Raw genomic sequence first — 14,192 nt, forward strand, 5'->3', positions numbered from 1 at the left:
TTTGTTTAATACAAATGTGATTGCTGCTGTTAGGGTTGTTTTACCGTGGTCAACGTGACCAATGGTTCCGATATTTACGTGGGGTTTCGTTCTTTCAAATTTTTCTTTTGCCATGGTTCTCCTCCTAATTAATCATTCTTTTTCTTATCGCCAAGTACTTCATCTGCGATATTTTTAGGCACTTGTTCGTAATGGTCAAATTGCATAGAGTAAGTTGCACGACCTTGTGTGTTTGATCTCAAGCTTGTTGCATAACCAAACATTTCTGCCAAAGGAACGTAGGATGTTACAATTTGTGCACCTGCAACTAACTCCATACCTTCCATACGGCCTCTTCGTGAGTTAATATCTCCAATAACATCTCCCATGTATTCTTCAGGAGTTGTAATTTCAACTTTCATAACTGGTTCTAATAAGACTGGGTTCCCTTTAGATAAAGCATCTCGTAAAGCCATGGATCCTGCAATCTTAAAGGCCATTTCTGATGAGTCGACATCATGGAAGGACCCATCATAAAGAGTAACAGCCACATCTAGAACTTCGTATCCACCTAAGATACCAGATTGCATTGCTTCTTCGATACCGGATTGGGTCGGTCCAATAAATTCTTTTGGAATGGCCCCTCCGACAATCTTGTTTTCAAAGACAAATCCAGATCCTGGTTCTCCTGGAGTAACGTGAATCTTAGCGTGTCCGTATTGTCCACGACCACCAGATTGACGTACGTATTTACCTTCACCATCAGCTTCGTTTAAGATGGATTCACGGTAGGATACTTGTGGATTACCAATGTTAGCTTCTACTTTAAATTCTCTTAACATCCGGTCAACGATAATGTCTAAGTGAAGTTCACCCATTCCCGCAATAATGGTTTGGCCTGTTTCTTCATCTGTATAAGTTTTAAAGGTTGGATCTTCTTCTGCTAATTTTTGAAGGGCAATAGCCATTTTATCTTGAGATGCCTTGGTTTTTGGTTCAATAGCAACAGAGATAACTGGTTCTGGGAATTCCATTTGTTCCAAGATAACTTCACTAGCTTGATCGCAAAGAGTATCCCCTGTAGAGGTATCTTTTAAACCAACTGCTGCAGCGATGTCCCCAGCATATACTTTATCTACTTCAACTCGCTTGTTGGCATGCATTAATAGGATACGACCAATCCGTTCCTTTTTCCCCTTAGAAGAGTTGTATACATAAGAACCAGCTTCTAATGTTCCTGAATAAACACGGAAGTAAGCTAGTTTTCCTACATAGGGGTCAGTAACAATCTTAAAGGCCAAAGCAGAGAAGGGTTCTTCATCACTGGCATGACGTTCTGTTTCTTCCCCTGTCGCTGGGTCCACCCCTTTAATAGCTGGAATGTCCAAAGGAGAGGGAAGGTAGTCAACAATGGCATCCAACAATAATTGAACACCCTTGTTTTTATAACTAGACCCACAAGTAACTGGAGTGATTTCAACAGCTAGGGTTCCTTTGCGGATGGCTGATTTGATTTCATCTTCAGTAATTTCTTCTCCCTCTAAATACTTCATCATAAGCTCTTCATCGAATTCAACAACGCGTTCGATTAAGGCATCACGGTATTTAGCAACGACTTCTTCATATTCTGCTGGAACATCTGTTATTTCAATTTCAGTTCCTAGTTCATCTTTGTAGACTTCAGCTTTTTGAGTAACTAAGTCAATCATTCCAATGAAGCTTTCTTCTGCTCCCATTGGAATTTGGATTGGCACTGGGTTCCCATGTAATTTCTTATCAATGGTTTCAACACTTCTAAAGAAATCTGCACCTGTAACGTCCATCTTATTGATGTGGGCAATTCTTGGAACATGGTATTTGTCTGCTTGACGCCAAACTGTTTCAGATTGTGGTTCTACACCGCTTTTTGCATCGAATAGAGCAACGGTACCATCAAGTACCCGTAAAGAACGTTCAACTTCTACTGTAAAGTCAACGTGTCCTGGGGTGTCAATGATGTTTAAACGGTAATCCTTCCAATGGGCAGTTGTTGCCGCACTGGTAATTGTAATCCCACGTTCTTGTTCTTGTTCCATCCAGTCCATTTGTGCTGCACCCTCATGGGTTTCACCAATTTTGTGGATTTTACCTGTGTAGTAAAGGATCCTTTCAGTTGTGGTTGTTTTACCAGCATCAATATGGGCCATAATCCCAATATTTCTGGTTTTTTCCAAAGGTATTTCTCTAGGCACGAGTCTTCCTCCCTTACTTTATTACCATCTGTAGTGAGCAAAAGCCTTATTCGCTTCAGCTGTACGATGCATTTCTTCTTTTCTCTTAACGCTGGCTCCCAGACCGTTGGATGCATCTAAAATTTCTTTTGCAAGACGTTCTGCCATGGTTTTTTCTCCACGTTTTCTTGCAAACAGAACTAGCCATCTCAATCCTAGAGTTTGGCGTCTTTCTGGACGAACTTCCATTGGAACTTGATAGGTAGCCCCACCAATCCGGCGTCCTTTAACTTCTAAAACAGGCATAATGTTATTTAAAGCCTTGTAAAAAACTTCTAGAGCTTCTTCGCCTGTTGCTTCTTCAACATTTTCTAATGCTTTATAAACAATTCTTTGCGCTGTACCTTTTTTTCCATCTAACATGACGTTGTTGATTAACTTTGTAATGACCACATCATCAAATTTTGGATCGCGCATTACTTCTCTTTTTGGAATATGACCTTTTCTTGGCATAATTCTTCCCTCCTTAACAATTTAGATAATTCACAGGTACTCGACAATCACTTGCCGCACTGCCAAAATGCATGAGATTTAAACAATCCTGCACTTTGCTTGTACATGTATTATGCTTTTGGTTTCTTAGTACCGTATTTAGAGCGGCTTTGACGACGTTCTTCTACACCTGCGGTATCTAATGTACCACGGACGATGTGGTAACGAACCCCTGGAAGGTCCTTAACACGTCCACCACGAATTAAAACAACACTATGTTCTTGTAGGTTGTGTCCAATTCCTGGAATGTAAGCCATGACTTCATATCCGTTAGATAGACGTACACGGGCTACTTTTCTAAGTGCTGAGTTTGGTTTCTTAGGTGTAACTGTACGAACAGCAACACAGACTCCTCTTTTTTGAGGAGAGTTAACTTCGGTTTCCACTTTTCTCAAGCTATCAAAGTTGTAATCGAGAGCTGGAGATTTAGATTTTGTTTCAACCTTTTTACGACCTTTGCGTACTAATTGATTTATAGTAGGCATAAAGGCACCTCCTTATCATTTAAATTTCATGCATCCCTAAGGGATATTCCTAAAGTGTTTCCATTAGATAATGACTGTTCATATGAACAGCCATTATCTAAATATCATACCCAACTAGTATAACAGTTTTAAATTGTCTTGTCAACGACTTCTGTGTCTTCCTCATCCTCTAAGAGAGAGATGTTTTCTTGACTTCTTTGATCTTGTTCTTTTAGGTAAACATGTTCGTTACTTCTAACTCCTGTACCTGCAGGAATCAACTGGCCTATAATGATATTTTCTTTTAGACCTCGTAGATAGTCTTGTTTACCCTTGATGGCTGCATCGGTTAGGACTCTTGTGGTTTCTTGGAAAGATGCTGCAGACAAGAAACTTTCTGTAGCTAGAGAAGCCTTGGTGATTCCCAGTAGGGTTACATCTCCTGTAGCTTCTTCCAAGCCTTCTTTTCTAGCCTCTTCATTCTTTTCATAAAAATCTACAGTGCTAACTAGAGATCCAGGTAATAAGTCTGTATCCCCAGAATCTACAATTTTAATTTTTCCAAGCATTTGGCGGACAATAACTTCAATATGCTTGTCGTTAATGTCTACCCCTTGTAGACGGTAAACCCTTTGAACTTCCTTAACCAGATATTCTTGAACTCCCTTGGGTCCCTTAACTCTTAAGAGGTCTTGAGGATAAACAGAACCTTGGGTTAATTCATCCCCTGCTTCAACATAGTCTCCTTCTTTAACCTTGATTCGAGCCCCATAAACAATGTTATAGGATTGGCTTTCACCATTTTCAGAGGTAACAATAACCTCTCTTTTGCGGTCATTTTTACTTAAGGATACCGTTCCGTCTATCTCTGTAATAACAGCCAAGCCCTTGGGTTTACGAGCTTCAAACAATTCTTCGACCCGAGGCAAACCTTGGGTGATATCAGCTGCAGCTGCTACCCCACCAGTATGGAAGGTACGCATGGTTAACTGGGTTCCTGGTTCCCCAATGGATTGGGCAGCAATAACACCTACGGCTTCTCCAATACCTACTTCATCATTGGTGGCTAGGTTTCGGCCATAGCAGTGGGCACAAATTCCATGTTTGGACTTACAGCCTAAGACTGTACGAATTTTTACTTTTTCAATGCCACAAGCAATAATCCGGTCAGCTTCTTCGTCGTGGATCATTTCGTTGGCTCCAACAATAAGGTCCTTGGTCTTTGGATCATAGATGTCTTCAAAGCTATAGCGGCCTTCAATTCGGTCTTTCAGCTCTTCAATAACTTCATTTCCATCCGTGAACACTTTGGCTTCTACATATTCATCTGTTCCACAATCTTCTTCTGTGATGATGACTTGTTGAGCAACATCTACCAGACGACGAGTTAAATAACCAGAGTCGGCAGTTCTTAAGGCTGTATCTGCCAGCCCCTTACGAGAACCGTGAGTAGACATGTAAAATTCAAGTACAGAAAGTCCTTCCCGGAAGTTAGATGTAATGGGAACTTCGATGGTTCGGCCAGATGGTGATGCCATAAGGCCCCGCATCCCAGCCAACTGTCTAATTTGGTTTTTAGAACCCCGGGCTCCTGAATCTGCCATGATATAGATGTTATTCATGGGGTCAAAGGTGTCCATAACTGCATCAGTTAGCTCTTCCGTTGCATCGTTCCAAATTTTAATAACATGTTCATAACGCTCTTCATCTGAAATTAAACCGCGTCGGAAAGCTTTTTCGTACTTGTCTACTTCCTTATCCGCTTTTTCTAAGATTTCAGGCTTAGAATCTGGAACCACAACATCTCCCATGGAGATAGAAATAGCTCCAATAGTTGAATAGTGGTAGCCCGCATTTTTAATATCATCTAAAAATTGTGCCGTTTCTAGGTTGCCATGCAATTTATAGGTTTTTTCAATAATCTTCCCTAAGAGTTTTTTGTCAATGGTCTTGTCAATTTCTAGACCATAAGGATCTTCATTTCTGTCAACAAAGCCCAAATCTTGGTGGATAAATTGGTTTAAGATAAAACGTCCTACAGTGGATTCAACTAACTTTCCTGGGTCTTGTTCATTTAACTTTCTTCGAACAGATACCTTGGAATGAAGGTGTAAAAAGCCCGACTCTAAAGCATGCATCATTTCATCATAGCTTGCAAAGCGCATGCCGTCACCCTTTTGTTTTTCATCAACCCAAACAGATAGGTAGTAAGCTCCTAAAACCATATCTTGAGATGGAGTAGTAATAGGCTTTCCATCTTTTAAGGCCAAGATATTGTTGGTTGAAAGCATGAGAAGTCTTGCTTCTGCTTGAGCTTCTGTTGACAGGGGCAAGTGGACAGCCATTTGGTCTCCATCAAAGTCGGCATTGTAGGCTGTACATACCAAGGGGTGAAGCTTGATGGCCTTTCCTTCAACCAGGACGGGTTCAAAGGCTTGAATTCCCAGCCTATGCAGGGTAGGCGCCCGGTTTAGTAGGACAGGGTGGTCTTGAATAACATCTTCAAGGACATCCCATACCTCCGGACGAATCCTTTCCACCATCCGTTTAGCAGACTTAATATTGTGGGCATATTCCCTCTTTACCAATTCCCTCATGACAAAAGGTTTAAAGAGCTCTAAAGCCATGTTTTTTGGCAAGCCACATTGGTAGAATTTAAGCTCTGGCCCAACAACAATTACAGACCGACCTGAATAGTCAACCCGTTTCCCCAATAAGTTTTGACGGAAACGACCTTGTTTCCCTTTTAGCATTTCTGAAAGGGACTTCAAGGGACGGTTTCCCGGTCCTGTTACAGGTCGTCCTCTCCGACCATTATCAATTAAAGCATCTACAGACTCTTGTAGCATTCTCTTTTCATTTCTTACAATGATGTCTGGTGCTCCAATATCCAAAAGCTTTCTCAAGCGATTGTTCCGGTTAATTACCCGACGGTAAAGGTCATTTAAGTCTGAGGTCGCAAAACGTCCTCCATCTAATTGAACCATAGGGCGAATGTCCGGTGGAATTACTGGGATTACATCTAAAACCATCCATTCCGGTTTGTTTTTAGACTGGATAAAAGCTTCGACAACTTCCAATCGACGGGTAATACGGATTCTCTTTTGTCCAGTAGAGCCTTCCAAGTCTTCTTTCAATTCTTGGGATTCTCTTTCCAGGTCAATTTGTTCCAAGAGTTCTTTTACTGCTTGAGCTCCCATTCCAGCCTTGAATTTATCCCCATACTCACGTTTTAATTCTCGGTATTCCATTTCCGTTAGCAGTTGCTTGGGATAAATTGCATTGACATCTGGATCTACCCAGGTGACAACATAGGCGGCAAAGTAAAGAATCTTTTCAAGGGCCCGGGGGCTCATATCTAAAACCAAGCCCATCCTTGATGGAATTCCCTTGAAATACCAAATATGACTGACTGGAGCAGCCAATTCAATATGTCCCATTCTTTCCCGACGAACCTTGGCTTTGGTTACTTCAACTCCACACTTTTCACAGACGACACCCTTATAACGGACACGTTTGTACTTACCACAGTTACATTCCCAGTCCTTGGTGGGTCCAAAGATTTTTTCACAGAAAAGGCCTTCTTTTTCAGGCTTTAGAGTCCGATAGTTGATTGTTTCAGGCTTTTTGACTTCTCCATAAGACCATTCTCGAATTTTTTCCGGTGAAGCTAAACCAATTTTTATAGAATTAAACAATTTATGATCGCTCAAAGGATACTCCTTTCATTTGTACCATTCAATCTATCTTTTAATTTAAAAGTCCGATTCTGCATCTTCTGCTTCGTCTTCGTATTCTTCGTATTCCTCGTCTTCGTCCTCTTCATCAACATAACCATCAGGAGTTTCATCTCCTAATATTCGACGAATACTTCCAGGTACATCTGATGTTACTTCCGTAATTAAGTCTGTAACATCTTCCTCTTCTTCATCTATTTTTCCATCAAGACGATCCAAGCGAACCAGTTCTTCATCATCTGTTTGTAGGTCCACTTCATTTCCATCTTCATCTAATACGTCTATTTGTAAAGCTAAGGATTCTAGCTCTTTAATTAAAACCTTAAAGGATTCAGGAATTCCTGGTTGTGGGATGTTGTCCCCTTTGACAACAGCTTCATAAGTTCGTACCCGACCAACTACGTCATCAGACTTAACTGTTAACATTTCTTGAAGGGTATGGCTTGCACCATAGGCTTCCAAAGCCCAAACTTCCATTTCCCCAAATCTTTGTCCCCCGAATTGTGCCTTACCACCAAGAGGTTGTTGGGTTACTAAGGAATAAGGTCCTGTAGACCGAGCATGGATTTTTTCATCAACTAAGTGGTGAAGTTTCAACATGTACATGTAACCTACTGTTACAGGGTTGTTGAATTCTTCCCCTGTCCGTCCATCTCTCAATTGGATTTTCCCATTGTCTGGATAGCCGGCTTCTCTTAAGGAATCAATAATATCTTGCTCGTTGGCTCCATCGAAAACAGGTGTAGCTACATGCCAGCCTAGTTTTTTGGCAGCCAGTCCCAAGTGAACTTCCAAAACTTGTCCCAAGTTCATCCGAGAGGGAACCCCTAGAGGGTTCAGGACGATTTGTACTGGCGTCCCATCAGGCATATAGGGCATATCTTCCTTGGGTAGGATTCGTGAAATAACCCCCTTGTTTCCATGGCGACCGCACATCTTGTCTCCTACGTTGATTTTTCGTTTAGTGGCTACAATAACCCGAACCATTTCATTAACGCCAGGTTGGAGTTCGTCTCCATTTTCCCGAGTGAAGGTTTTAACATCTACAACAATTCCACTTTCTCCATGGGGGAGACGTAGGGAATTGTCTCGAACTTCTCTAGCTTTTTCGCCAAAGATAGCCCGTAAAAGACGTTCTTCAGCAGAAAGCTCCGTTTCTCCCTTGGGAGTAACTTTTCCTACTAAGATGTCATTAGGATGAACTTCAGCTCCAATCCGAATAATTCCCCTTTCATCCAAGTCCTTGAGCATTTCTTCGCTCATGTTTGGAATGTCTCGGGTGATTTCTTCAGGTCCCAGTTTAGTGTCTCGAGCTTCAGATTCATATTCTTCAATATGCAAGCTGGTTAAAACGTCATCAATGACTAGCTCTTCGTTGACCAGCATAGCATCTTCGTAGTTGTACCCTTCCCAGTTCATAAAGGCAATCAGGATGTTTTTCCCTAATGCCATTTCTCCTTGGTCAGTACTTGGGCCATCAGCAATGACTTGGCCCTTTTTAACCTTGTCTCCCTTACGAACAATAGGGCGTTGGTTAATGGTTGTTGATTGGTTGCCCCCGATAAACTTGTGCAATTTAAAGGAGACAGTTTGTCCGTCTGAATCTCTCTTATATTCAATGTTTGTTGCAGAAACTTTTGTGATAACAGCATCGTCTTCAGCTAAAATAACTACACCTGAATCCACAGCTGCCTTATATTCAATTCCCGTTCCGATAATAGGAGCTTGGGTCGTCAAAAGAGGCACGGCTTGCCGTTGCATGTTTGACCCCATCAAGGCCCTGTTGGCATCATCATTTTCCAAGAAGGGGATCATGGCTGTCCCTACAGATACAATTTGTTTAGGCGATACGTCCATGTAGGTTACAATTTTTGAATCATAAACATCTACCACGCCATCAATCCCCCGGGCTACAACCCGATCATTGACAAAATAACCATCTTCGTCAATTAATTCATTGGATTGGGCAATAGTGTTTTTGTATTCTACATCCGCAGTTAAATATTCAATTTCATTGGTTACACGTCCTTCTCCCTTGATGACCTTCCGGTAGGGAGCTTCTAAGAATCCATACTCGTTGATCCGAGCATAGGTTGTTAAAGAAGTAATCAAACCAATGTTTGGACCTTCAGGTGTTTCAATAGGGCACATCCGACCATAGTGGGAGTTGTGCACATCTCGAACCTCAAAACCTGCCCGGTCCCTACTTAACCCACCAGGTCCTAAAGCAGATAGTCTTCTTTTATGGGTTAGCTCAGATAGGGGGTTGTTTTGGTCCATGAATTGGGACAATTGACTTGACCCGAAGAATTCCTTGATAGAAGCTGTTACTGGCCGAATATTAATTAAAGATTGAGGTGTCGTTGCTTCAGAGTCTTGAACGGTCATTCTTTCCCGGATAACTCTTTCCATTCTGGAAAAACCAATCCGGAATTGGTTTTGTAGTAATTCCCCTACAGACCGGATGCGACGGTTGCCTAAGTGGTCAATATCGTCTACATAGCCGATGCCATAGAAAAGGTTGAATTCATAGTTTACAGCCGCCAACATATCATCTACAATGATGTGCTTGGGTAATAATTCCTTGTGTCTTTTCTTGATTTCAGAGCAAATGTCTTCTGTAGATTCTGCTTGGTCAATGATTTCGCGCATTAAGGGGTAGTATATTTTTTCTTTAATACCAAATTCTGCAAAATCAATACCCAAATCACCAAAGGCCTCTACATCCACAAAATTGTTGCCTAGGATGGTTAAAACTCGAGCTTCTTCGCCTTCTCTTTGAGGGTCCTTAATGATGTTTACACAGTTTAAGCCAGCCATTTCAACATCTTTAGCGATTTCTTCTGTAATTAACTCTCCTTCAGAAACGATGATTTCTCCTGTTTCAGGGTTGGCTAAAGTATCCTTGGACCGATAACCGATAATCCGGTCAGCCAAGGCTAGTTTTTTATTAAATTTATAACGTCCGACCTTAGCAAGATCATAGCGTCTTTGGTCGAAAAACATGTTTTCAAACAAACTTTGGGCACTATCCAAGGTTGGGGGTTCCCCAGGTCTTAACTTCTTATAGATTTCTAAAAGTGCTTCCGTTTTATTTGAAGTTGGATCTTTTTCAAATGTTTTTAAAAGCTCTTCAGATTCCCCTAAAATTTCTGTAATTTGTAGGTTTGATTCCACCCCAATAGCCCTTAATAAGATAGTAATGGGGATTTTACGAGTTCGGTCGATTCGAACATTGATGACCCCTTGGGCATCTGTTTCAAATTCTAGCCAAGCTCCTCGGTTTGGAATTAGGGTTGCTGAATAAAGTTTTTTCCCGGTCTTGTCAGTTTCTTCTTTAAAATAAGCTCCTGGAGACCGAACCAATTGACTGACAACTACCCTTTCTGCCCCATTGATTACAAAGGTTCCTGTAGGTGTCATAATGGGTAAGTCTCCCATAAAAACTTCTTGTTCTTTTACTTCTTGTGTTTCTGTGTTGATTAATCGAACCCGTACTTTTAATGGAGCGGAGTAGTTTGTATCCCTTTCCTTCGCTTCATCTACATCATACTTTCGATCATCAGATAAGTAGTAGTCAACAAACTCTAAGACTAAATTACCTGAATAGTCTTCGATTGGCGAGATATCATCAAATACCTCTTTTAAACCCTCATCGATTAGCCATTGAAAAGAAGATGTTTGGACCTCAATTAAGTTTGGTAGGTCTAATACTTCTTCAATTCGAGAAAAACTCATTCTTTCCCTTGTCCCATATTGAACAGGATGTACCATTTAGCTATTCACCCCTTTAAGATCTAACGGCCACTAGCCTTTTCTGTGGGTCATTATTTTTGGAAACAATAATCCACATTAATCGTTATTATGCAATGTATCATATTATCATGAAGGTCAAGTTTATGCAAGTGGTTGAGAAAAATTATCTAAAAAAATTTAAACTTGGAAATTATGAATCAATCCAAGTCTTTTAAAGACCCATTTTATTTCTTAAAACAAAAATATAAGGCCTTAAATTATCTTTATTAAGCCAGGCTCCTATTGGGTATATTTGTTTTTAGGAGGTTGTTATGAAAAAAGATTATAAAAATTATACATTTATAGAAGGAAAATACTCTGAAGATACCAATAGCTATGTATCTTACTACAAACACACAGCCACAGGAGCTCAAGTTCTTTTATTGGACAACGACGATGAAAACAACGTCTTCGCCATTGGTTTTAAAACACCCCCAAAAGACGATAGCGGAGTTGCCCATATCGTGGAACACTCTACCCTGTCAGGATCCAGAAAATACCACACCAAGGAACCCTTTATGGATTTAATCCAGTCTTCTCTACAGACTTTTTTAAATGCCATGACTTTTTCTGATAAGACCATCTACCCCATTAGTAGTCGTAACCAGAAAGACTTTATGAACCTATGTGACGTCTACCTGGATGCGGTTTTTTTCCCCAAGATGTATGAAGAAAAGAAGATCTTCCAACAAGAAGGTTGGCACTATGAATTTAAGGACAACAAAGACCTGATTTACAACGGTGTTGTCTACAATGAAATGAAGGGGGTTTATTCTGACCCTGACGCCTTGGTGGCTTTCCAAGCTTCTCGAGGTCTCCACGGAGAAACGACCTACGGCTTTGAAAGCGGTGGTCATCCTAAAAAAATCCCCAGTCTAAGCTATGAAGATTTTTTAAACTTTCATAGAGACCACTACCACCCCTCTAATAGCTATATCTACCTTTATGGAAACCTGGACAAGACAGAAATTTTAGACCACATCGACCAAGACTACCTATCCCAATTTTCTAAAAAGGACTTGCCTCATGAAATTAACTTGTCTCCAGACTTAGAGGAGGACCTCTGGCTTTGTCAAGACTACCCTACCGATGATTTAGAAGATGGATCCTACTACACCTATGCCTTTAATATGGGACAGGCAACCAATGGTCGGGACCTTCTCCTAAGGGCCTTGTTTGCTGATCTACTAGTAAACTCCACTGAAGGAGACTTAAAAGAAGCCCTGCTGGACCAAAACTTCTGCAAGGATGTCTACATTGACCTGTCCACAAGTCTTCCCCTGGATGTCTATATCACAGCCAAAGGAGCCAAGCCTGGCCGGTCTAAGGACTTTTACAAAATCATCCAAGACTGCCTCAAAGACCTGGTGGCCAAAGGCTTTGATAAAAAACGACTCCTGGCCACCTTTAATAAATTTGAAATCTCCATCCGAGAAGGCGGCGGCAACCACAAGGGAATTATTTATTATATCAATGCCCTGAATACCTGGCTGTATGGAGCCAGCCCCTTTATTGGTTTAAACTTTTCGGATGCCCTGGCTGACTTGAGAAAGACCATTGAAAATGGAGAGTTCGAAAAGTTGTTGGAAGAAAAAGTTCTGAACACTAAAAAACTGATTTTAGAATCTAGGGCCAATACAGACCTCTTAAAAGAAGACCAACTAGCCCTAGCCCAGGAATTAAAAGAAAAAAAAGATAACCTAACCACCGACGAAAAGGCAAGAATCTTACAAGAAGCACGGGCTTTGTTGGATTACCAGTCCACACCCGATAGTCCCCAAGCCAAGGCCTCCATTCCCAAATTGACCCTAGATGATATCAAACCAGGAATCCGCCACATCTCCAGAAAATTAACAGAAGAAGATGGTGTCCACTACCTCTTCCATCCGGAGTTTACCAATGGCCTTTCCTATTTAACCCTGTCTTTTGAAGCTCACCATCTAAACTTGGATGAACTAGCTTGTTTGGCTCTTTTACCCAACCTCTTGGGAAAAATTTCCACTCAAAACCAATCCTATAAGGACCTATCAACAGCCATTTATTTAAATTCATCCGGAATCCTTTTTGACCCTACTGTTTATCAAAGCAAGGATAAGTATTCTATCCGCTTCAATGTCCATACAGCATCTCTGGACCAAGAAGTGGAAAAAATCTTACCCATAATGGAGGATATCTTCTCCCATACAATATTTAAGGAAGAAAAGAGAATCTACGACCTTTTGATGTTAGAAAAAACATCCAACGAAGCCGGTTTTTTACAAAATGGCCATGTCATTGCCTCCAGTCGGGTGGACAGCCACTATTCCAAGGCTGCTAAGATTCGTGAACTCCTAGGAGGCCTGGACTACCACTTCTATTTAAAAGACCTTTTGGACCATTGGGAAGAGAGAAAAGACTCCTTCCTTCAATCCTTGGAAGCAGTCTACAAAAAATCCTTTAACCATCAAGGTCTTGTTATTGAATTTACGGGAGAAGAAAAAATCTATCAAGACCTAGCCCCTTCTCTCAAAACTCTAACAAAAAAATTCACTCCTTATCCTCTAGTTGACTTGAGCCCAAGTCTATCTCCAGCCAAAGAAGCTTTTAGCCTACCAGCTTCTGTCCTCTATATTTCCAAGGGTTATGACCTAAATAAACTGGGTGCTCCCTACTCCGGATCCATGACGGTTTTGGCCAACCTCTTAAGCACTGGATACCTCCACGAAAACATCCGGGCCAAGGGAGGTGCCTATGGAGCTGGAATTCGCATAAAATCTTCTGGTCTCCTTGCAACCTATAGCTACCGGGACCCCCAACTTCAAGAAACTATTGCCTGCTACGACGCCATGGGGACCTACCTGGACCAATTAGACCTAGACCCCGAAGAAATTAGTCAAATCGTCATTGGGTCCATGAATGCCTTTGACCCCTTGAGAACTCCCTATGAAGCAGGACAAATCGACCTAGCTCGTTTTATTCTAGGCCAAGAGGAAGAAGACCTGTCCATCCAAAAGCAAGAAGCCTTGGCCACCAGCCTTCAAAGTTTAAAATCTTACCAAGCTGTTTTGAACCAAGCCATGGACCAAGACCAGCTGGTTGTTCTAGGATCTCAAGATATGATTGAAGAAAATAAAGACCTCTTTGACCAAATTTACTCCATTTAAAAAAAGAAAATAACCCTCAAGAGCTATTTTCTTTCTATGATAAAACCACCCCTACTGGGTGGTTTTATCATTTATTGATGACTTTAGTCAGTTGAGCACGCAAGGCGTGCGAAACAGAAAACTACCCGCTATGCGGGTAGGCAATAAAGGTTATACCAAAAAATCACCTCAGTATTATAATAGAGTTGTTCAGACCTAAAATAATAAGAGGTGATTCATATGGCTCAAAAGGCAAATTCATTATCACACACAAAATGGATGTGTAAATATCATATTGTCTTTACACCAAAGTATAGACGAAAAATAGTATTT

7 protein-coding genes and 1 pseudogene are annotated in these 14,192 nt (G+C 41.1%); 2 read left to right on the forward strand and 6 right to left on the reverse strand.

Annotated elements, in window-relative coordinates; translation table 11 throughout:
- The 6 genes from CS898_RS09635 to rpoB form a co-directional block, all read right to left on the reverse strand.
- Positions 1-114 (reverse strand): GTP-binding protein (locus CS898_RS09635; protein ID WP_200807628.1); only part of this gene is annotated, 114 nt, incomplete at its 3' end.
- A 14-nt stretch (positions 115-128) separates the two neighbouring features.
- Complete coding sequence (gene fusA / locus CS898_RS09640; protein ID WP_099208953.1) at positions 129-2,210, reverse strand: elongation factor G; 2,082 nt, start codon at positions 2,208-2,210, stop codon at positions 129-131.
- Positions 2,211-2,231: 21 nt separating this feature from the next.
- The gene (rpsG, locus tag CS898_RS09645; protein WP_009430564.1) at positions 2,232-2,702 is read right to left on the reverse strand and encodes a 30S ribosomal protein S7; all 471 of its coding nucleotides are present in this window, start codon (positions 2,700-2,702) and stop codon (positions 2,232-2,234) included.
- Positions 2,703-2,812: 110 nt separating this feature from the next.
- Positions 2,813-3,226: a 30S ribosomal protein S12 gene (gene rpsL, locus CS898_RS09650; RefSeq protein WP_009430108.1), complete on the reverse strand. Its 414-nt coding sequence runs from the start codon at positions 3,224-3,226 to the stop codon at positions 2,813-2,815.
- A 128-nt stretch (positions 3,227-3,354) separates the two neighbouring features.
- On the reverse strand, positions 3,355-6,918 hold the full coding sequence (gene rpoC, locus CS898_RS09655) for a DNA-directed RNA polymerase subunit beta' (RefSeq protein ID WP_009431761.1): 3,564 nt from the start codon (positions 6,916-6,918) through the stop codon (positions 3,355-3,357).
- 42 nt (positions 6,919-6,960) lie between these two features.
- Positions 6,961-10,716 (reverse strand): DNA-directed RNA polymerase subunit beta, encoded by a 3,756-nt coding sequence (rpoB, locus tag CS898_RS09660; RefSeq protein ID WP_009431296.1) that lies wholly within the window; start codon positions 10,714-10,716, stop codon positions 6,961-6,963.
- A gap of 293 nt (positions 10,717-11,009) precedes the next feature.
- On the opposite strand from rpoB, the gene CS898_RS09665 reads away from it, so the two are divergent.
- Complete coding sequence (locus CS898_RS09665) at positions 11,010-13,880, forward strand: insulinase family protein (RefSeq protein ID WP_099208954.1); 2,871 nt, start codon at positions 11,010-11,012, stop codon at positions 13,878-13,880.
- A 219-nt stretch (positions 13,881-14,099) separates the two neighbouring features.
- Positions 14,100-14,192, forward strand: a pseudogene (locus tag CS898_RS09670) (IS200/IS605 family transposase); the annotation flags it as partial.

Origin of the sequence: Urinicoccus timonensis (genome assembly GCF_900232945.1) — a bacterium.
GTDB classification, from domain to species: domain Bacteria; phylum Bacillota; class Clostridia; order Tissierellales; family Peptoniphilaceae; genus Urinicoccus; species Urinicoccus timonensis.